General features: G+C 70.9%; 18 protein-coding genes. All 18 read left to right on the forward strand.

From position 1 onward, the window contains the following. The first annotated feature begins 28 nt into the window (after positions 1-28). Positions 29-1825 carry a DUF5941 domain-containing protein gene (locus K4B79_RS34605; protein ID WP_232031318.1) on the forward strand — a complete coding sequence of 599 codons (1797 nt, stop codon included), beginning with the start codon at positions 29-31 and terminating at the stop codon, positions 1823-1825. Then, positions 1822-2583: a phosphocholine cytidylyltransferase family protein gene (locus K4B79_RS34610; protein ID WP_232031319.1), complete on the forward strand. Its 762-nt coding sequence runs from the start codon at positions 1822-1824 to the stop codon at positions 2581-2583. The genes K4B79_RS34605 and K4B79_RS34610 overlap by 4 nt, the downstream gene beginning before the upstream one ends. Beyond that, the gene (locus tag K4B79_RS34615) at positions 2571-3632 is read left to right on the forward strand and encodes an iron-containing alcohol dehydrogenase family protein (protein ID WP_232031320.1); all 1062 of its coding nucleotides are present in this window, start codon (positions 2571-2573) and stop codon (positions 3630-3632) included. The genes K4B79_RS34610 and K4B79_RS34615 overlap by 13 nt, the downstream gene beginning before the upstream one ends. After that, the gene (locus K4B79_RS34620; RefSeq protein WP_232031321.1) at positions 3610-4389 is read left to right on the forward strand and encodes a CDP-alcohol phosphatidyltransferase family protein; all 780 of its coding nucleotides are present in this window, start codon (positions 3610-3612) and stop codon (positions 4387-4389) included. Before K4B79_RS34615 ends, K4B79_RS34620 begins: the two co-directional genes overlap by 23 nt. Next, a complete protein-coding gene (locus K4B79_RS34625; RefSeq protein WP_232031322.1) occupies positions 4386-5270 on the forward strand; it encodes a glycosyltransferase family 2 protein in 885 nt (294 codons plus the stop codon). The genes K4B79_RS34620 and K4B79_RS34625 overlap by 4 nt, the downstream gene beginning before the upstream one ends. 98 nt (positions 5271-5368) lie before the next feature. Beyond that, positions 5369-6298, forward strand: a complete 930-nt coding sequence (locus K4B79_RS34630) for an ABC transporter permease (RefSeq protein WP_232031323.1) — start codon at positions 5369-5371, stop codon at positions 6296-6298. After that, positions 6291-7070, forward strand: coding sequence for an ABC transporter ATP-binding protein (locus K4B79_RS34635; protein WP_232031324.1), 780 nt, complete (start codon positions 6291-6293; stop codon positions 7068-7070). Before K4B79_RS34630 ends, K4B79_RS34635 begins: the two co-directional genes overlap by 8 nt. 387 nt (positions 7071-7457) lie before the next feature. Further along, positions 7458-8360 carry a squalene synthase HpnC gene (gene hpnC, locus K4B79_RS34640; RefSeq protein WP_232031325.1) on the forward strand — a complete coding sequence of 301 codons (903 nt, stop codon included), beginning with the start codon at positions 7458-7460 and terminating at the stop codon, positions 8358-8360. After that, positions 8357-9307 carry a presqualene diphosphate synthase HpnD gene (gene hpnD, locus K4B79_RS34645; RefSeq protein WP_232031326.1) on the forward strand — a complete coding sequence of 317 codons (951 nt, stop codon included), beginning with the start codon at positions 8357-8359 and terminating at the stop codon, positions 9305-9307. Before hpnC ends, hpnD begins: the two co-directional genes overlap by 4 nt. Further along, positions 9307-9447 (forward strand): DUF6380 family protein, encoded by a 141-nt coding sequence (locus tag K4B79_RS48705; protein WP_374208540.1) that lies wholly within the window; start codon positions 9307-9309, stop codon positions 9445-9447. The genes hpnD and K4B79_RS48705 overlap by 1 nt, the downstream gene beginning before the upstream one ends. Continuing rightward, the gene (hpnE, locus tag K4B79_RS34650; RefSeq protein WP_232031327.1) at positions 9444-10883 is read left to right on the forward strand and encodes a hydroxysqualene dehydroxylase HpnE; all 1440 of its coding nucleotides are present in this window, start codon (positions 9444-9446) and stop codon (positions 10881-10883) included. Before K4B79_RS48705 ends, hpnE begins: the two co-directional genes overlap by 4 nt. 74 nt (positions 10884-10957) lie before the next feature. Then, positions 10958-12022 (forward strand): polyprenyl synthetase family protein, encoded by a 1065-nt coding sequence (locus K4B79_RS34655; protein ID WP_232031528.1) that lies wholly within the window; start codon positions 10958-10960, stop codon positions 12020-12022. A gap of 117 nt (positions 12023-12139) precedes the next feature. Further along, the gene (gene shc / locus K4B79_RS34660) at positions 12140-14131 is read left to right on the forward strand and encodes a squalene--hopene cyclase (protein WP_232031328.1); all 1992 of its coding nucleotides are present in this window, start codon (positions 12140-12142) and stop codon (positions 14129-14131) included. Then, positions 14131-14772, forward strand: a complete 642-nt coding sequence (locus K4B79_RS34665) for a phosphorylase family protein (protein WP_232031329.1) — start codon at positions 14131-14133, stop codon at positions 14770-14772. Before shc ends, K4B79_RS34665 begins: the two co-directional genes overlap by 1 nt. 5 nt (positions 14773-14777) lie before the next feature. After that, complete coding sequence (gene hpnH, locus K4B79_RS34670) at positions 14778-15800, forward strand: adenosyl-hopene transferase HpnH (RefSeq protein WP_126275468.1); 1023 nt, start codon at positions 14778-14780, stop codon at positions 15798-15800. A gap of 4 nt (positions 15801-15804) precedes the next feature. Beyond that, a complete protein-coding gene (ispG, locus tag K4B79_RS34675; protein ID WP_232031330.1) occupies positions 15805-16962 on the forward strand; it encodes a flavodoxin-dependent (E)-4-hydroxy-3-methylbut-2-enyl-diphosphate synthase in 1158 nt (385 codons plus the stop codon). A 26-nt stretch (positions 16963-16988) separates the two neighbouring features. Further along, entirely contained in the window at positions 16989-18908 is a 1920-nt protein-coding gene (gene dxs / locus K4B79_RS34680; protein ID WP_232031331.1) for a 1-deoxy-D-xylulose-5-phosphate synthase, read from the forward strand. Continuing rightward, complete coding sequence (locus K4B79_RS34685; protein ID WP_232031332.1) at positions 18905-20323, forward strand: aspartate aminotransferase family protein; 1419 nt, start codon at positions 18905-18907, stop codon at positions 20321-20323. Before dxs ends, K4B79_RS34685 begins: the two co-directional genes overlap by 4 nt. Positions 20324-20330 lie beyond the last annotated feature (7 nt).

Consider the following 20330-nt stretch of genomic DNA (forward strand, 5'->3'; position numbering starts at 1 on the left):
TGCGTCGGCACTCAGGGAGTGAGTTCGGTTGTCGACCGCCATCCTCACCGGTCAGCCGGTGCCCGGATCGTCGATCGAGGGCGATCTGCGCTCCCTCGGCTTCGATGTGCAGGTCGCCGTGGACGCAGCCGACGCCGAGCGACTCGTCGCCGAGACGCCCTGCGAGCAGCGGGTCGCCCTGGTCGACGCCCGGTTCGTCGGCCATGTGCACTCCCTGCGCCTCGGCCTGACCGACCCTCGCTTCCCGCTCGCCGCGATCCCGGGAGCCGTCACCGCGGACCCCGAGGGGCGCACCCCCCTCACCCGGGCGCTGGCCCGAGAGAACTCGGCGGGCGGCGGCACCGCGTTGGCCGTCGACAGCCTCCCCGACCGCCTCGTCACCGCCCTGGACGCCGACGGCGCAGAGGTGCACCACCCCGAGCTCGGCAGCCTGGTCGCCGCGGTCCCGGCCGACCCGCAGTCCCGCAACGAGGCACGGCAGGCCGTCGCGAACGTCGACGACGAGGCCGTACGCCTGAAGTCGGCCGTGAAGTCCCGCGACGGCTTCTTCACCACCTACTGCATCAGCCCCTACTCCCGCTACATCGCCCGCTGGTGCGCCCGCCGGGGCCTGACCCCGAACCAGGTCACCACCGCCTCGCTGATCACCGCCCTGATCGCGGCGGGCTGTGCGGCCACCGGCACCCGCGGCGGCTTCGTCGCCGCCGGCGTCCTGCTCATCGCGTCCTTCGTCCTGGACTGCACCGACGGGCAGCTCGCCCGCTACTCCCTGCAGTACTCCACGCTCGGCGCCTGGCTGGACGCCACCTTCGACCGGGCCAAGGAGTACGCCTACTACGCGGGCCTCGCCCTCGGAGCCGCCCGCGGCGGCGACGACGTGTGGGCGCTCGCCCTCGGCGCGATGGTCCTCCAGACCTGCCGGCACGTCGTGGACTTCTCCTTCAACGAGGCCAACCACGACGCCACCGCCAACACCAGCCCCACGGCCGCCCTTTCGGACAAGCTCGACAGCGTCGGCTGGACGGTGTGGGTGCGGCGGATGATCGTCCTGCCGATCGGCGAGCGCTGGGCGATGATCGCGGCGCTCACGGCGGTCACCACCCCGCGGATCACCTTCTACGCCCTGCTCGTCGGCTGCGCCTTCGCGGCGACGTACACGACGGCGGGGCGGGTGCTGCGCTCGCTGACCCGCAAGGCGCGGCGGACCGACCGGGCGGCACAGGCGCTGGCGGACCTGGCGGACAACGGACCGCTCGCCTCGCTCGTCTCCCGCGTCACACGGGCCCGTCTCGGCGCCCCCCTGCTGGTCGCCCTGGCCGGCACGGCCGTCCTCGCGGTGTCCCTGTTCTCCGGGGTGACCTGGGCGCCCGTCGCGGGCGCCGCCGTCTACGCGGTCACCGCCGGTCAGGCGCTGTACCGCCCCCTCAAGGGCGCCCTCGACTGGCTGGTCCCGCCGCTCTTCCGCGCCGCCGAGTACGGAACCGTCCTGGTCCTCGCGGCCCGGGCGGACGTGAACGGAGCCCTTCCTGCGGCTTTCGGGCTGGTGGCGGCCGTCGCCTACCATCACTACGACACGGTGTACCGCATCCGCGGCAACGCCGGAGCGCCCCCGGCCTGGCTGGTGCGCGCCGTCGGGGGGCACGAAGGGCGGACGCTGCTCGTCACCGTCCTGGCCGCCGCGCTCTCCGCCTCGCAGTTCAAGGTCGCGCTCACGGCCCTCGCCGTGGCCGTGGCCCTGGTGGTGCTCGTCGAGAGCATCCGCTTCTGGGTGGCCGCTCATTTGGGCGGCGCGCCCGCCGTACACGATGAAGGAGAACCCGCATGATCGGCCTCGTGCTGGCGGCCGGCGCCGGACGGCGTCTGCGCCCCTACACCGACAGCCTTCCCAAGGCTCTGGTGCCGGTGGGCCCCGCGGGCATAGAGGGCGGCCCCGATGAGGTCACGGTTCTCGACCTCACCCTCGGCAACTTCGCCGAGATCGGTCTGACCGAGGTCGCGGTCATCGTCGGCTACCGCAAGGAGGCCGTGTACGAGCGCAAGGCGGCGCTGGAGGCGAAGTACGGCCTCAAGCTCACCCTCATCGACAACGACAAGGCCGAGGAGTGGAACAACGCCTACTCCCTGTGGTGCGGACGTGACGCCCTCAAGGACGGCGTGATCCTCGCCAACGGCGACACCGTCCACCCCGTCTCCGTCGAGAAGACCCTGCTCGCCGCCCGCGGCGAGGGCAAGAGGATCATCCTCGCCCTGGACACCGTGAAGAACCTGGCCGACGAGGAGATGAAGGTCGTCGTCGACCCCGCCGAGGGCATGACGAAGATCACCAAGCTGATGGACCCCGCCGAGGCCACCGGCGAGTACATCGGCGTCACCCTCATCGAGGGCGACGCGGCCCCCGAGCTGGCCGACGCGCTCAAGACGGTCTGGGAGACCGACCCGCAGCAGTTCTACGAGCACGGCTACCAGGAGCTCGTCAACCGCGGCTTCCGCATCGACGTGGCGCCGATCGGCGACGTCAAGTGGGTGGAGATCGACAACCACGACGATCTCGCCCGCGGACGGGAGATCGCGTGCCAGTACTGACCCGGCTCATCCCCTCCCCGCTCGTCGTCGACATCCGCCCGGGTGCCCTCGACGACCTCGGCTGCGTCCTCGCCGACGAGCGCATCTCGCACTCCGGCAAGCTGGCCATCGCGGTCAGCGGCGGCTCGGGCGCCCGGCTGCGCGAGCGGATCGCCCCGACCCTGCCCGGCGCCACCTGGTACGAGGTGGGCGGCGGCACCATCGACGACGCGGTCCGGCTGGCCGGCGACATAAAGGCCGGCCACTACGACGCGGTCGTCGGCCTCGGCGGCGGGAAGATCATCGACTGCGCCAAGTTCGCGGCGGCCCGCGTCGGCCTCCCGCTGGTCGCCGTCGCCACCAACCTGGCGCACGACGGCCTGTGCTCACCGGTCGCCACCCTCGACAACGACGCGGGCCGCGGCTCCTACGGTGTGCCGAACCCGATCGCGGTGGTCATCGACCTGAACGTGATCCGTGAGGCACCCGTCCGCTTCGTGCGCTCCGGCATCGGCGACGTCATCTCCAACATCTCCGCGGTGGCGGACTGGGAGCTGGCCAACCGGGTCAAGGGCGAGAAGGTCGACGGTCTCGCCGCGGCGATGGCCCGTCAGGCCGGCGAGGCGGTGCTCAGGCACCCGGGCGGGGTCGGCGACGACGCCTTCCTCCAGGTGCTGGCCGAGGCCCTGGTCCTCACCGGTATCGCCATGTCGGTCTCGGGCGACTCCCGCCCGTCCTCCGGCGCCTGCCACGAGATCAACCACGCCTTCGACCTGCTGTTTCCCAAGCGGGCCGCCGCCCACGGCGAGCAGTGCGGACTGGGCGCGGCCTTCGCGATGTACCTGCGCGGAGCACACGAGGAGTCGGCCTACATGGCCGAGGTGCTGCGCCGGCACGGGCTGCCGGTACTGCCGGAGGAGATCGGCTTCACGGTGGACGAGTTCGTCCGGGCCGTGGAGTACGCGCCGGAGACCCGGCCCGGCCGCTACACGATCCTCGAACACCTCGACCTCAAGACCGAACAGATCAAGGACGTCTACGCCGACTATGTCAAGGCCATCGGTAGCTGAACTCCGTCCGGTCGTCCACCCCGCAGGGGTCAAGGACCGGCGCAGCGGTGAGCACTGGATGGGACGCCTCTACATGCGTGAGGTGTCCCTGCGGGTCGACCGCTACCTGGTGAACACCAGGGTCACTCCCAACCAGCTCACGTACCTGATGACCGTATGCGGCGTGCTCGCGGCCCCGGCACTCCTGCTGCCGGGGATCCCGGGCGCCGTGCTCGGCGTGGTCGCGGTCCAGCTGTACCTGCTGCTGGACTGCGTCGACGGCGAGATCGCGCGCTGGCGGAAGCAGTACTCCCTCAACGGCGTCTACATGGACCGGGTCGGCGCCTACCTCACCGACGCCGCCGTCCTGGTCGGCTTCGGTCTGCGCGCCGCCGACCCGTTCGGCTCCGGCCGTATCGACTGGCTGTGGGCCTTCCTCGGGACCCTGGCCGCGCTCGGCGCGATCCTGATCAAGGCCGAGACCGACCTCGTCGGTGTCGCCCGGCACCAGAACGGGATGCCGCCGGTCAAGGAGGCCGCCGCCGAGATGCGCTCCTCCGGCATGGCGCTGGCCCGCCGGGCCGCCGCCCTGCTCAAGTTCCACCGGCTGATCCTCGGCATCGAGGCGACGCTGCTGATCCTGGTGCTGGCGATCGCCGACCAGGCGCGCGGCGACCTGTTCTTCTCCCGCCTCGGCGTCGCGGTGCTGGCCGGCATCGCCCTGCTCCAGACCGTGCTGCACCTGGTGTCGATCCTCGCCTCCAGCAGGCTGAAGTGAGCACGGCCATGAAGGTCGGGGCCGTCATCATCACCATGGGCAACCGGCCCGACGAACTGCGCGCCCTGCTCGACTCGGTCGCCAAGCAGGACGGCGAGCCGGTCCAGGCGGTCGTGGTCGGCAACGGCTCGCCCGTGCCGGACGTCCCCGACGGCGTACGCACCATCGAGCTGCCGGAGAACCTCGGCATCCCCGGCGGCCGCAACGTCGGCATCGAGGCCTTCGGCCCCAGCGGTCGCGATGTCGACATATTGCTCTTCCTGGACGACGACGGCCTCCTCGCGAGCCACGACACCGCCGAGCTGTGCCGCCAGGCCTTCGAGGCCGACCCGAAGCTCGGCATCGTCAGCTTCCGCATCGCCGACCCGGACACCGGCATCACCCAGCGCCGCCACGTGCCCCGCCTGCGCGCCTCCGACCCCATGCGCTCCTCCCGCGTGACCACCTTCCTCGGCGGCGCCAACGCCGTCCGGACCCAGGTCCTCGCCGAGGTCGGCGGACTGCCGGACGAGTTCTTCTACGCCCATGAGGAGACCGACCTGGCCTGGCGGGCCATCGACGCGGGCTGGATGATCGACTACCGGTCCGACATGGTCCTCCACCACCCCACGACCGCCCCCTCGCGGCACGCGGTCTACCACCGCATGGTCGCCCGCAACCGCGTCTGGCTCGCCCGCCGCAACCTGCCCGCGCTCCTGATCCCCGTCTACCTCGGCGTCTGGCTGCTGCTCACCCTGGTGCGGCGCCCGTCGAGGCCCGCCCTGAAGGCGTGGTTCGGCGGATTCCGGGAAGGCTGGACGACTCCCTGCGGTCCGCGCCGGCCCATGAAGTGGCGTACGGTGTGGCGGCTGACCCGACTGGGCCGGCCCCCCGTCATCTGACAAGCTCGTCCAGAAGAGCACCGGGGCCGGACCGAGGTCCCGGGGACTCATGCCAGGCCCGCACAGGCCGCGCATCCCGAAGACGAAAGTTTCCACCAGTGAGTGAGACAACGCATGACGGCACGGTCGCGGTGAGCGCGCCCGCGCCGCCCGACGAGAGCCTCACGGCGGCGCAGCTCGCCGCCAAGCACGGGCTGACCGTGAGCGGCGCCCGGCCCTCCCTCGTGGAGTACGTCCGCCAGCTCTGGGACCGGCGCCACTTCATCCTCGCCTTCTCCCGGGCGAAGCTGACGGCCCAGTACAGCCAGGCCAAGCTCGGCCAGCTGTGGCAGGTGGCCACCCCGCTGCTGAACGCGGCCGTGTACTTCTTCATCTTCGGCCTGCTCCTGGAGGCCGACCGGGGCATGTCCCGCGAGGTGTACATCCCCTTCCTGGTCACCGGCGTGTTCGTGTTCACGTTCACGCAGAGCTCGGTGATGGCGGGCGTCCGCGCGATCTCCGGCAACCTCGGCCTGGTCCGCGCCCTGCACTTCCCGCGCGCCGCGCTGCCGGTCTCCTTCGCGCTCCAGCAGCTCCAGCAGCTGCTGTTCTCGATGATCGTGCTGTTCGCCGTCGCGGTCGGATTCGGCCATTATCCGGACCTCTCCTGGGTACTGATCGTGCCGGTGCTCGTCCTCCAGTTCTGCTTCAACACCGGTCTCGCGCTGATCATGGCCCGGGCGGGCTCCAAGACCCCCGACCTCGCACAGCTCATGCCGTTCGTGATGCGGACCTGGATGTACGCGTCCGGGGTGATGTTCTCCATCCCGATCTTCCTGCAGGACAAGCCGCAGTGGATCGCGAACATCCTCCAGTGGAACCCGGCCGCGATCTACATGGACCTGATGCGCTTCGCCCTCATCGACGCGTACGACCAGAAGTACCTGCCCGACCACGTCTGGGCGGCCGCGGGCGGCTGGGCCGTGCTCTTCGCCCTCGGCGGGTTCGTGTACTTCTGGAAGGCGGAGGAGAGGTACGGCCGTGGCTGAGCACGCCAAGGGCGAACGCGTCCCCACCGTCATCGCGGACGAGCTGCACATCGTCTACCGCGTCAACGGCGCCAAGACCGGCAAGGGCAGCGCCACCGCGGCGCTCAGCCGCATACTCAAGCGCGGCGAGGAGCGCGGGGTGCGCAAGGTGCACGCCGTGCGGGGCGTCTCCTTCGTCGCCTACCGCGGCGAGGCCGTCGGCCTGATCGGTTCCAACGGCTCCGGCAAGTCCACCCTGCTGCGGGCCATCGCCGGCCTGCTCCCGGCCGAGAGCGGCAGGGTCTACACCGACGGCCAGCCCTCGCTGCTGGGCGTCAACGCGGCCCTGATGAACGACCTCACCGGAGAGCGCAACGTCATATTGGGCGGGCTCGCCATGGGCATGTCCCGCGAGCAGATCAGGGAGCGCTACCAGGAGATCGTCGACTTCTCGGGCATCAACGAGAAGGGCGACTTCATCACCCTGCCGATGCGCACCTACTCCTCCGGCATGGCGGCCCGTCTGCGGTTCTCCATCGCCGCGGCCAAGGACCACGACGTCCTCATGATCGACGAGGCCCTGGCCACCGGCGACCGCAAGTTCCAGAAGCGCTCCGAGGAACGGATCCGGGAGCTGCGCAAGGAGGCCGGCACGGTCTTCCTGGTCAGCCACAACAACAAGTCGATCCGTGACACCTGCAACCGCGTCCTGTGGCTGGAGCGCGGCGAGCTGCGCATGGACGGCCCGACCGACGAGGTCCTCAAGGAGTACGAGAAGTTCACGGGCAGGTAGTCCACCCGCCCCGGACGAAAAGGACCGCCCCGCTTCCCCGGGCCCTGCCGGAACTGTTCCGGCGGGGCTCCGCGTCTGCAAAGGAAACGTCAACTTCCGCCTCGCTTGGGAATCTTGACACCAATCGGTGTGTTGTTGTGATGTGCAGGACACCCCGACGAACCGCAGAGCGTTGTACAACGTAAGCTGTACCGGTCCCGAATCGCGGCAAGTAGGGCGATAACGCGCGACAACCCTGTGCCCGGACAGCCGCGCGGAGGGTCGGGCGGCGTGTCCGAAATAGTGTGCATTGGGTCTGCGGTGTAGAACGGGAGATGTGACGGCAATGGCTACGGAAACTCCCCAGCTCCACGCAGCACGTGCCGTCCCCGTCCCGGGCAGCCGGCGGTGACGGGAACCGGCAGGGCGCGCCCCGGTGAGACGGAGCGCGGCACGCTCGACAAGGCCGCGGCGGAGAACTTCCCCGTGGCCCCCTTCTTCCTGCCCAGGGCCTGGCGCACCGACCTGATGGCCGTCTACGGCTTCGCCCGTCTCGTCGACGACATCGGCGACGGCGACCTGGCCCCCGGCGGCGCCGACGCCCGGCTGCTCGGGGTCCCGCCCGAAGCGGCCGACGACCGTCTGGTGCTGCTGGACGCCTTCGAGGCCGACCTGCGCCGCGTCTTCGACGCGACCCCGCGTCACCCGCTGCTGCGCCGCCTCCAGCCGACCGTCCGCCGCCGCGCGCTGACCCCCGAGCCGTTCCTCGGCCTGATCGCCGCCAACCGCCAGGACCAGCTCGTCGGCCGCTACGAGACCTACGACGACCTGCTCGCCTACTGCGAACTGTCGGCCAACCCCGTCGGCCGTCTCGTGCTCGCCGTCACCGGCACCTCGACCCCCGAGCGGATCCGGCTGTCCGACGCGATCTGCACGGCCCTGCAGATCGTCGAACACCTTCAGGACGTCGCCGAGGACCTCGGCCGCGACCGCGTCTACCTTCCCGCCGAGGACATGAAGCGCTTTCACGTCCAGGAGGCGGATCTCGCCACGAAAACCGGGGGCGCGTCGGTGCGCGCCCTGGTTGCATACGAGGCGCAACGCGCCCGCGACCTCCTGAATGAAGGCGCCCCCCTGGTGGGTAGCGTCCACGGCAGGTTGAAGCTGCTGCTCGCAGGGTTCGTGGCGGGAGGAAGGGCGGCGATCCACGCGATCGCCGCCGCCGATTACGACGTACTTCCCGGCCCGCCCAAGCCCGGCAAGCTCCGGCTGCTGCGCGAGGTGGGCGTCACTCTGCGAGGAGAGGGGTGATCCGGACCGTGGAGTGGGAACCGCACGTGTCCGCGCCGGTACTCGCCGCCTACAGCTACTGCGAGGCAGTGACCGGACAGCAGGCCCGCAACTTCGCGTACGGCATCAGACTGCTGCCGACGCCCAAGCGTCGCGCGATGTCGGCGCTGTACGCCTTCTCCCGGCGTGTCGACGACATCGGCGACGGCGCGCTGGCCGACGGCATCAAGATCGAGAGACTCGAGGACACCCGGAAGCTGCTCACCCGGATCCGCGAGGGCGTGGTCGACGAGGACGACATCGACCCGGTCGGCGTCGCCCTGGCGCATGCCGCGGAGACCTTCCCGATCCCGCTCGACGGTCTCGACGAGCTCATCGACGGCGTCCTGATGGACGTCCGCGGTGAGACCTACGAGACCTGGGACGACCTGAAGGTGTACTGCCGCTGCGTGGCGGGCGCCATCGGGAGGCTCTCCCTCGGCGTGTTCGGGACCGAACCGGGCGCGCGCGGCGCCGAACGCGCCTCGGAGTACGCCGACACGCTGGGGCTGGCGCTCCAGCTCACCAACATCCTGCGGGACGTCCGGGAGGACGCCGAGGGCGGGCGGACCTATCTGCCCGCCGACGACCTCGCGAAGTTCGGCTGCTCGGCCGGCTTCAAGGGGCCGAAACCCCCGGAGGGCGCCGATTTCGCGGGCCTCGTCCACTTCGAAGTGCGACGGGCCCGCGCCCTTTTCGCCGAGGGCTACCGGCTGCTCCCCATGCTCGACCGGCGCAGCGGCGCCTGTGTCGCCGCCATGGCCGGCATCTACCGTCGCCTCCTGGACCGTATCGAGCGCGACCCGGAGGCCGTGCTGCGCGGCCGGGTCTCGCTGCCCGGCCGGGAGAAGGCGTACGTCGCCGTGCGTGGTCTGTCCGGTCTGGACGCGCGGCATGTGACCCGGCGGACCGTCAGGAGGCGCGCCTGATGGACATTCCGGTCCAAAGTGATGCCACCGGCGAAAAGCGGCACGCAACCCTCCGGCGGGGGACCGCGTCCCTGACTGCGACGGCCTGCCGTGGCCGATCCACAGCGCACGGCGGGTGTTCGGGGGAGGGCGCACGATGACCGACGGTACGCAGTCGGAAGGACAAGGACCACGGGCGGACGCCGCGGGACGACCCGGTTCCGGGCGTGACGCCGTCGTGATCGGCGGCGGGCTCGCCGGCATCACCGCCGCGCTCGCCCTCGCCGACGCCGGTATCGGCGTCACGCTCCTCGAAGGCCGGCCACGGCTCGGCGGCCTCGCCTTCTCCTTCCAGCGCGACGGCCTGACCGTCGACAACGGACAGCACGTGTACCTGCGCTGCTGCACCGCCTACCGCTGGTTCCTCGACCGGATCGAGGGCGCGGCACTGGCTCCGCTGCAGAACCGTCTCGACGTGCCCGTGCTCGACGCCGACCGGCCCGAGGGACGGCGGCTCGGCAGACTGCGGCGCGACGCGCTGCCGGTGCCCCTGCATCTGGGGCGCAGCCTCGCCGCCTACCCGCATCTCTCGCTCGCCGAACGCGCCAGGGTGGGCCGTGCCGCGCTCGCGCTCAAGGGGCTCGACCTCGCCGATCCGAGCCTGGACACCCAGGACTTCGGCAGCTGGCTGACCGCGCACGGTCAGTCGGCGCGTGCCGTCGAAGCCCTGTGGGACCTGGTCGGGGTCGCCACCCTCAACGCGGTCGCGGGCGACGCCTCGCTGGGGCTCGCCGCGATGGTGTTCAAGACCGGTCTGCTGTCCGACCCGGGCGCGGCCGACATCGGATGGGCGCGCGTCCCGCTGGGTGACCTGCATGACCGGCTCGCCCGCAAGGCGCTCGACTCCGCGGGCGTGCGTACCGAAGTCCGTACACGCGTCACCTCCATCTCTACCGAAGACAACGGCCGTTGGAGCGTCCGGGTTCCCGGCGAGACGCTCACCGCCGACGTGGTCGTGCTCGCCGTACCGCAGCGCGAGGCGCACGACCTGCTGCCCGCGGGGGCCCTCGACGCTCCCGAACGGCTGCTGGAGATCGGCACCGCGCCGATCCTGAACGTCCATGTCGTCTACGACCGGAAAGTCCTCGCCAGGCCCTTCTTCGCGGCCCTCGGCACTCCGGTGCAGTGGGTGTTCGACCGCACCGAGGCCTCCGGGCTCCACCGGGGCCAGTACCTCGCCCTGTCGCAGTCGGCCGCGCACGACGAGATCGACGAGCCGGTCGCGGCCCTGCGCGAGCGCTACCTGCCCGAGCTGGAGCGACTGCTGCCCCGCGCGCGCGGCGCCGAGGTGAAGGACTTCTTCGTCACCCGGGAGCGGACGGCGACGTTCGCCCCCACCCCCGGTGTCGGGCGCCTCAGGCCCGGCGCCCGCACCAAGGCATCCGGCCTGTACCTGGCCGGAGCGTGGACCGCCACCGGGTGGCCCGCGACCATGGAGAGTGCGGTCCGCAGCGGTGTGAGCGCGGCGCAGGCCGCTCTCGGCGCCCTGGGCCGGCCCCGCCCCCGCCACCTCTTCGCCATCGAGGAGGCGGCCTGATGCTCGATCAGCACGGCTCGGCACATTCCCGCACCCCCTCCGTCACCGCAACAAGAGGAGAATCCGTGCCCACTGTGCCCCCGGCCTCGACGGCCGCTCGAGAAACCGCGGTGGACGTGGCCGCGCTTCTGGAGCGCGGCCGGACCCTGGCCACACCGGTACTGCGGGCGGCCGTCAACCGCCTGGCGGCTCCCATGGACACCGTTTCCGCCTACCACTTCGGCTGGATCGACGCCGAGGGCAACCCCGCGGACGGCGACGGCGGCAAGGCCGTGCGCCCGGCGCTCGCGGTGCTCTCCGCCGAGGTCACCGGTGCGGCGCCCGAGGTGGGCGTCCCCGGGGCGGTCGCCGTGGAACTGGTCCACAACTTCTCGCTGCTGCACGACGACCTGATGGACGGCGACGAACAGCGCCGCCACCGCGACACCGTCTGGAAGGTGCACGGCCCCGCCCAGGCCATCCTGGTGGGTGACGCCCTGTTCGCCCTGGCCAACGAGGTCCTGCTGGAACTCGGCACCGTCGAGGCCGGCCGCGCCACCCGCCGCCTCACCACCGCCACCCGCGCCCTGATCGACGGCCAGGCGCAGGACATCTCCTACGAGCACCGCGACCGCGTCAGCGTCGAGGAGTGCCTGGAGATGGAGGGCAACAAGACCGGCGCCCTGCTCGCCTGCGCCAGCTCCATCGGTGCGGTCCTCGGCGGCGCCGACGACCGCACCGCCGACACCCTGGAGAAGTACGGCTACCACCTCGGCCTCGCCTTCCAGGCCGTCGACGACCTGCTCGGCATCTGGGGCGACCCGGTCTCCACCGGCAAGCAGACCTGGAGCGACCTGCGCCAGCGCAAGAAGTCCCTGCCGGTCGTGGCCGCGCTCGCGGCGGGCGGCGCCGCCTCCGAGCGGCTCGGCGAGATGCTCGCCGCCGACGCCAAGAGCAACGACTTCGAGAACTTCTCCGAGGCGGAGTTCGCGGCCCGCGCCGACCTCATCGAGAAGGCGGGCGGCCGTGAGTGGACCGCCGAGGAAGCCCGCCGCCAGCACACCGTCGCCGTCGAGGCCCTGAACGCCGTCGACATGCCCGACCGGGTGCGGGCCCGGTTCACCGCACTCGCCGACTTCGTCGTCGTACGAAAGAGATGATCACTATCGGTCGAATAGCCCTCGCGTAGTCGCCGGCCGGTGCTCCGCACCACAGCGCACCGGCCGACGGCGGACCCACAGCAGAGCACCGCTTGCACACTGCACGAAGGGGAAGCCATGACAGCGACGACCGACGGAAGCACCGGGGCCCTGCCGCCCCGCGCTGCCGCGGCCAGCGAAACCGACATCCGCACCCCCGTGGCGGCCGGGGTACACGAAGCCGCCGTACGCGCCACGCGGCGCGCCACCGACTTCCTGCTGTCCCGGCAGGACACCCAGGGCTGGTGGAAGGGCGACCTCGAGACCAATGTGACGATGGACGCCGAGGACCTGCTGCTGCGCCAGTTCCTGGGCATCCGCGACGAGGCCACCACCCGCGCCGCCGCGCTCTTCATCCGCGGCGAGCAGCGCGAGGACGGCACCTGGGCCACCTTCTACGGCGGACCGGGCGAACTCTCCACCACCATCGAGGCGTACGTCGCCCTGCGGCTGGCCGGGGACGCGCCGGACGCCCCGCACATGGCGAAGGCGTCGGCCTGGATCCGCGAGCGGGGCGGGATCGCCGCCGCCCGGGTCTTCACCCGGATCTGGCTCGCCCTGTTCGGCTGGTGGAAGTGGGAGGACCTGCCCGAACTCCCCCCGGAACTCATCTACTTCCCCAAGTGGATGCCGCTCAACATCTACGACTTCGGGTGCTGGGCCCGGCAGACCATCGTCCCGCTGACGATCGTCTCCGCCAAGCGCCCGGTACGTCCCGCGCCCTTCGCTCTGGACGAGCTGCACACCGACCCCGCCGACCCCAACCCCGCCGGGCCCCTTGCCCCGGTGGCCAGTTGGGACGGTGCCTTCCAGCGTCTGGACAAGGCGCTGCACCAGCTGCGCAAGGTCGCCCCCCGCCGCCTGCGCAGGGCGGCGATGAACAGCGCCGCCCGCTGGATCATCGAGCGGCAGGAGAACGACGGCTGCTGGGGCGGTATCCAGCCGCCGGCCGTGTACTCGGTGATCGCCCTGCACCTGCTCGGCTACGACCTCGAACACCCGGTGATGCGGGCCGGGTTGGAGTCCCTGGACCGGTTCGCCGTGTGGCGCGAGGACGGGGCCCGGATGATCGAGGCCTGCCAGTCGCCGGTGTGGGACACCTGCCTCGCCACCATCGCGCTCGCCGACGCCGGTGTCCCCGCCGACCATCCGCAGCTCGTCAAGGCGGCCGACTGGATGCTGGGCGAGGAGATCGTCCGTCCCGGCGACTGGGCGGTCAAGCGGCCCCAACTCCCGCCGGGCGGCTGGGCGTTCGAGTTCCACAACGACAACTACCCGGACATCGACGACACCGCCGAGGTGGTCCTCGCGCTGCGCCGCGTCCGGCACCACGACCCGGAGCGGGTGGAGAAGGCGATCGGGCGCGGGGTGCGCTGGAACCTCGGGATGCAGTCGAAGAACGGGGCGTGGGGCGCCTTCGACGTCGACAACACCAGCCCGTTCCCCAACCGGCTGCCGTTCTGCGACTTCGGCGAGGTCATCGACCCGCCCTCCGCCGACGTCACCGCGCACGTGGTGGAGATGCTGGCCGTCGAGGGGCTCGCCCACGACCCGCGCACCCGGCGCGGCATCCAGTGGCTGCTCGCCGAACAGGAGCCGGACGGCTCCTGGTTCGGGCGCTGGGGCGTCAACTACGTATACGGCACCGGGTCGGTGGTGCCCGCCCTGGTCGCCGCCGGATTCCCCGGCTCGCACCCGGCGATCCGGCGGGCGGTGGCCTGGCTGGAGAAGGCGCAGAACGACGACGGCGGCTGGGGCGAGGACCTGCGCTCCTACAAGTACGTCAAGGAGTGGAGCGGCCGCGGTGCCTCCACCGCCTCGCAGACGGCCTGGGCGCTGATGGCGCTGCTGGCGGCGGGGGAGCGGGACTCCAAGGCCGTGGAGCGGGGCGTCGAGTGGCTGGCGAGCACCCAGCGCGAGGACGGCTCCTGGGACGAGCCCCACTTCACCGGCACCGGGTTCCCGTGGGACTTCTCCATCAACTACCACCTCTACCGGCAGGTGTTCCCTCTCACCGCACTCGGCCGGTACGTCCACGGAGAGCCGTTCTCCGGAGCGAAGGAGGGCTGATGAGCACCCAGCCCGCCCCGGCCCCGCTGCTGATCGCCTGCGCGCTCGGCATCGAGCGCCTCGCCCTGCGCGGTGGCGACCGCGGTGCGGCGGGCGGGCCGGTGACCGTCCTGCGCACGGGCATGGGGCCGGAGGCCGCCGAGGTCTCCGTCGCCCGGGTCCTGGCCCACCCGGAACTCGCCGGGGCCGCCGTGCTGGCCACCGGCTTCTGCGCGGGACTCGCCCCCGGTATGCACCCCGGCGATCTCGTGGTCGCCGAGGAGACCCGTCATCCGCGAGGCACCGTCCGGTGCGTCGGGACCGACCTGCTCGTCGAGGAACTGGTGCGGGCCGTGCCCGGGAGCACCGTCCACACCGGACCTCTCACCGGTTCCGATCACGTCGTCCGCGGTCACGAACGGTCGGACCTGTTCGCGACCGGCGCGATCGCGGTCGACATGGAATCCGCGGCCACGCTCCTGAGCGCCGTACGCGAGGGCGAGCGCCCCGTTGCGGCCGTCCGGGTGGTCGTGGACGCTCCAGAACATGAACTCGTCCGGATCGGCACGGTACGCGGTGGAATATCGGCTTTCCGCGTCCTTCGTTCAGTCCTTCCCGCTTTCTACGAATGGCACCGTTCCTTGCTGCTCCCCAGGAGGTGAGCCAGATGGCCATGCCGCTGCGTCAGTCCATCAAGGTCGCTACATACTTGGCCGAACAGAAGCTCCGCAAGCGGGACAAGTTCCCGCTGATCGTGGAGCTGGAGCCCCTGTTCGCCTGCAATCTGAAGTGCGAGGGCTGCGGCAAGATCCAGCACCCGGCCGGGGTGCTGAAGCAGCGCATGCCGGTGGCGCAGGCCGTCGGGGCGGTGCTGGAGTCCGGTGCGCCGATGGTGTCCATCGCCGGCGGTGAGCCGCTGATGCACCCTCAGATCGACGAGATCGTGCGGCAGTTGGTGGCGAAGAAGAAGTACGTCTTCCTCTGCACCAACGCCATGCTGCTGCGCAAGAAGATGGACAAGTTCAAGCCCTCGCCGTACTTCGCCTTCGCCGTGCACATCGACGGGCTGCGTGAGCGGCACGACGAGTCGGTGGCGAAGGAGGGCGTGTTCGACGAGGCGGTGGAGGCGATCAAGGAGGCCAAGAAGCGCGGCTTCCGGGTCACCACCAACTCGACCTTCTTCAACACCGACACCCCGCAGACCATCATCGAGGTGCTCAACTTCCTCAACGACGACCTCAAGGTCGACGAGATGATGATCTCGCCCGCCTACGCCTACGAGAAGGCGCCCGACCAGGAGCACTTCCTGGGCGTGGAGCAGACCCGCGAGCTGTTCAAGAAGGCCTTCGCGGGCGGCAACCGGCGCAAGTGGCGGCTCAACCACTCCCCGCTCTTCCTGGACTTCCTGGAGGGCAAGGTCGACTTCCCGTGCACCGCGTGGGCGATCCCGAACTACTCCCTCTTCGGCTGGCAGCGCCCCTGCTACCTGATGAGCGACGGCTATGTGCCGACGTACCGGGAGCTGATCGAGGAGACCGACTGGGACAAGTACGGCCGCGGCAAGGACCCGCGCTGCGCCAACTGCATGGCGCACTGCGGCTACGAGCCCACCGCCGTCCTCGCCACCATGGGCTCGCTCAAGGAGTCGCTGCGGGCCATGCGCGAGACCGTCTCCGGAAACCGCGAGTAGCGCCATGACCGCCATCTCCCTGGGCGTCCCCGAGGTCCCGGTCCGGCCGATCGCCGAGCGGCGCGTGTCGCGGCAGATCCAGGTCGGTCCGGTGGCGGTCGGGGGCGGGGCCCCGGTGTCGGTGCAGTCGATGACGACGACCCGTACGTCGGACATCGGCGCCACCCTCCAGCAGATCGCCGAACTCACCGCGTCCGGCTGCCAGATCGTCCGCGTCGCCTGCCCCACGCAGGACGACGCGGACGCGCTGGCGACGATCGCCCGCAAGTCGCAGATCCCGGTGATCGCGGACATCCACTTCCAGCCGAAGTACGTCTTCGCGGCCATCGAGGCGGGCTGTGCGGCCGTCCGGGTCAATCCCGGCAACATCAAGCAGTTCGACGACAAGGTCAAGGAGATCGCGCGGGCCGCCAAGGACCACGGCACGCCGATCCGGATCGGGGTCAACGCCGGGTCGCTGGACAAGCGGCTGCTCCAGAAGTACGGCAAGGCCACCCCGGAGGCGCTGGTGGAGAGCGCCCTGTGGGAGGCCTCGCTGTTCGAGGAGCACGGCTTCCGGGACATCAAGATCTCGGTGAAGCACAACGACCCCGTGGTCATGGTCAACGCCTACACGCTGCTCGCCGAGCAGTGCGACTACCCGCTGCACCTGGGGGTCACGGAGGCGGGCCCGGCCTTCCAGGGCACGATCAAGTCGGCGGTGGCCTTCGGCGCTCTGCTCAGCAGGGGCATCGGCGACACGATCCGGGTCTCGCTGTCCGCCCCGCCCGCCGAGGAGGTCAAGGTCGGCATCCAGATCCTGGAGTCCCTCAACCTCAGGCAGCGTCGGCTGGAGATCGTCTCCTGCCCGTCCTGCGGGCGCGCCCAGGTCGACGTGTACAAGCTGGCCGACGAGGTCACCGCGGGCCTGGAGGGCATGGAGGTGCCCTTGCGGGTCGCGGTCATGGGGTGTGTCGTGAACGGACCCGGTGAGGCGCGGGAGGCGGACCTGGGGGTCGCCTCCGGCAACGGCAAGGGGCAGATCTTCGTCAAGGGCGAGGTCATCAAGACCGTGCCCGAGTCGAAGATCGTGGAGACCCTCATCGAGGAGGCGATGAAGATCGCCGAACAGATGGAGCAGGACGGCGTCGCGTCGGGGGAGCCGGCCGTCACCGTGAGTTGAACAGCACGGACCGAAGGGGGCCCGACGTGACGATTCTGGAGAACATCCGGGGACCACGCGACCTGAAGGCGCTGTCCGAGGCGGAACTCGGCGAACTGTCCGAAGAGATCAGGGAGTTCCTGGTGCACGCGGTCGCCAGGACCGGGGGGCATCTCGGGCCCAATCTGGGGGTGGTGGAGCTCACCGTCGCCCTGCACCGGGTCTTCGAGTCGCCGGTCGACCGCATCGTGTGGGACACCGGGCATCAGAGCTATGTGCACAAGTTGTTGACGGGGCGTCAGGACTTCTCGAAGCTGCGCGGCAAGGGCGGTCTGTCCGGCTACCCCTCGCGCGAGGAGTCCGAGCACGACATCGTCGAGAACAGCCACGCCTCCACCGCGCTGGGCTGGGCCGACGGGCTCGCCAAGGCCCGCCAGGTGCAGGGCGAGAAGGGCCATGTGGTCGCGGTCATCGGCGACGGCGCGCTGACCGGCGGCATGGCCTGGGAGGCGCTGAACAACATCGCGGCCGCCAAGGACCGGCCGCTGATCATCGTCGTCAACGACAACGAACGCTCCTACTCGCCGACCATCGGCGGGCTCGCCAACCACCTCGCGACGCTGCGTACGACCGACGGCTACGAGAAGGTGCTGGCCTGGGGGAAGGACGTACTGCTGCGGACCCCGGTGGTCGGGCACACCGTCTACGAGTCGCTGCACGGGGCGAAGAAGGGCTTCAAGGACGCCTTCGCGCCGCAGGGGATGTTCGAGGATCTCGGGCTGAAGTACGTCGGGCCGATCGACGGGCACGACATCAAGGCGGTCGAGTCCGCGCTACGGCGCGCGAAGCGCTTCCACGGGCCCGTGCTCGTGCACTGCCTCACCGAGAAGGGCCGCGGCTACGAGCCCGCGCTCGCGCACGAGGAGGACCACTTCCACACCGTCGGGGTGATGGACCCGCTGACCTGCGAGCCGCTCGCGCCGTCCAACGGGCCGTCCTGGACCTCGGTGTTCGGCGACGAGATCGTCCGGATCGGGGAGGAGCGCGAGGACGTCGTGGCGATCACGGCGGCCATGCTGCACCCGGTGGGCCTGGGCAAGTTCGCGGCGCGGTTCCCGGACCGGGTGTGGGACGTCGGCATCGCCGAGCAGCACGCCGCCGTCTCCGCCGCCGGACTCGCGACGGGCGGGCTGCACCCGGTCGTCGCCGTCTACGCCACCTTCCTCAACCGGGCCTTCGACCAGTTGCTGATGGACGTCGCCCTGCACCGTTGCGGGGTCACCTTCGTCCTGGACCGGGCCGGTGTGACCGGCGTCGACGGGGCCTCCCACAACGGCATGTGGGACCTGTCGGTCCTCCAGGTCGTCCCCGGCCTGAGGATCGCCGCGCCACGCGACGCCGACCAGCTGCGGGCACAGCTGAGGGAGGCGGTCGCCGTGGACGACGCGCCCACCCTCGTCCGCTTCCCGAAGGAGTCGGTGGGACCGGAGGTGCCCGCGATCGACCGGGTCGGCGGCATGGACGTCCTGCACCGATCCTCGACCGAGCCGGACGTCCTGCTCGTCGCCGTCGGTGTGATGGCCCCCGTCTGCCTCCAGGCCGCCGAGCTGCTCCAGGCGCGGGGTATCGGCTGCACCGTGGTGGACCCCCGCTGGGTCAAACCCGTCGACCCGGCACTCCCCGGCCTCGCCGACCGGCACCGTCTGGTGGCCGTCGTCGAGGACAACAGCCGCGCGGCCGGCGTCGGAGCGGCGGTGGCGCTCGCCCTCGGCGACGCCGAAGTCGACGTACCGGTACGGCGGTTCGGCATCCCGGAGCAGTTCCTCGCGCACGCCAAGCGCGGTGAGGTGCTCGCCGACATCGGCCTGACCCCCGTGGAGGTCGCCGGGCGGATCGGCGCGAGCCTGGCCGTCAAGGAAGCGGATCTCGCCGTCAAGGAAGAGCTGTCCAAGGAGCAACAGGAATGACAACAGCGGAATCCGCGTCGCCCTCCTCGCGGGCCGGGGAGTTCGACCTCGGCGCGCTGCTGGCCGAGCGCGGGGCCGAGCGCTACGAGCTGCACACGAGATACCTCAACCACCAGCTCCCGCGCATGCTGCACACCATCGGCTTCGACAAGGTCTACGAGCGCGCCGAGGGCGCCCACTTCTGGGACGCCGACGGCCACGACTACCTGGACATGCTCGCCGGGTTCGGGGTGATGGGCCTGGGCCGCCACCACCCCGTCGTCCGCAAGGCGCTGCACGACGTCCTCGACGCGCAGCTCGCCGACCTCACCCGCTTCGACTGCCAGCCGCTGCCGGGGCTGCTGGCCGAGCGGCTGCTCGCGCACAGCCCGCACCTGGACCGGGTCTTCTTCGGCAACAGCGGCACGGAGGCGGTGGAGACCGCGCTGAAGTTCGCCCGGTTCGTGACCGGGAAGCCGAGGGTCCTCTACTGCGACCACGCCTTCCACGGCCTGACCACGGGCTCCCTGTCGGTCAACGGCGAGGACGGGTTCCGGGACGGCTTCGCCCCGCTGCTGCCCGACACGGCGGTCCCGCTCGGTGATCTCGACGCCCTGGCCCGGGAGGTGAGGAAGGGGGACGTCGCCGCCCTGATCGTCGAGCCGATCCAGGGCAAGGGCGTGCACGAGGCACCGCCCGGCTACCTCCGCGCCGCCCAGGAACTGCTGCACCGGCACAAGGCGCTGCTGATCGCCGACGAGGTGCAGACCGGCCTCGGCCGCACCGGGGACTTCTACGCCCACCAGCACGAGGACGGCGTCGAACCCGACCTGGTGTGCGTGGCCAAGGCGCTCTCCGGCGGCTATGTGCCGGTCGGCGCCACCCTCGGCAAGGACTGGATCTTCAAGAAGGTCTACTCGTCGATGGACCGGGTGCTCGTCCACTCGGCGAGCTTCGGGTCCAACGCCCAGGCGATGGCGGCCGGTCTGGCCGTCCTGTCGGTCATGGAGAACGAGCAGATCGTCGCGAACGCCCGCGCCATGGGCGACCTGCTGCGCTCCCGGCTCGCGGCACTGACCGACAAGTACGAGCTGCTCGCCGACGTCCGCGGCCGGGGCCTGATGATCGGCATCGAGTTCGGCAGGCCCACCTCGCTGAAGCTGCGCAGCCGCTGGGCCATGCTCCAGGCCGCGCGCAAGGGGCTGTTCGCGCAGATGGTGGTCGTGCCGCTGCTGCAGAAGCACCGCATCCTCACCCAGGTCTCCGGCGACCACCTGGAGGTGATCAAGCTGATCCCGCCGCTGGTCGTCGACGAGCGGGACGTGGACCGGTTCGTGGACGCCTTCACGGACGTCATGGACGACGCGCACAGCGGCGGCGGGCTGGTGTGGGACTTCGGCAAGACGCTGATCAAGCAGGCGGTGGCCAACCGCTGACGACGGC

It is taken from the genome of Streptomyces lincolnensis (genome assembly GCF_021173675.1).
In the GTDB taxonomy this organism is placed as follows: Bacteria; Actinomycetota; Actinomycetes; order Streptomycetales; family Streptomycetaceae; genus Streptomyces; species Streptomyces lincolnensis_B.

Bases quoted from the DNA above. Each gene is read 5' to 3' on its own strand.
- K4B79_RS48705 (WP_374208540.1), top strand. From the start codon at position 9,307: ATGGACATTCCGGTCCAAAGTGATGCCACCGGCGAAAAGCGGCACGCA.
- shc (WP_232031328.1), top strand. From the start codon at position 12,140: ATGACAGCGACGACCGACGGAAGCACCGGGGCCCTGCCGCCCCGCGCT.
- hpnH (WP_126275468.1), top strand. From the start codon at position 14,778: ATGGCCATGCCGCTGCGTCAGTCCATCAAGGTCGCTACATACTTGGCC.
- ispG (WP_232031330.1), top strand. From the start codon at position 15,805: ATGACCGCCATCTCCCTGGGCGTCCCCGAGGTCCCGGTCCGGCCGATC.
- K4B79_RS34685 (WP_232031332.1), top strand. From the start codon at position 18,905: ATGACAACAGCGGAATCCGCGTCGCCCTCCTCGCGGGCCGGGGAGTTC.
- K4B79_RS34610 (WP_232031319.1), top strand. From the start codon at position 1,822: ATGATCGGCCTCGTGCTGGCGGCCGGCGCCGGACGGCGTCTGCGCCCC.
- hpnE (WP_232031327.1), top strand. From the start codon at position 9,444: ATGACCGACGGTACGCAGTCGGAAGGACAAGGACCACGGGCGGACGCC.
- K4B79_RS34665 (WP_232031329.1), top strand. From the start codon at position 14,131: ATGAGCACCCAGCCCGCCCCGGCCCCGCTGCTGATCGCCTGCGCGCTC.
- K4B79_RS34620 (WP_232031321.1), top strand. From the start codon at position 3,610: ATGTCAAGGCCATCGGTAGCTGAACTCCGTCCGGTCGTCCACCCCGCA.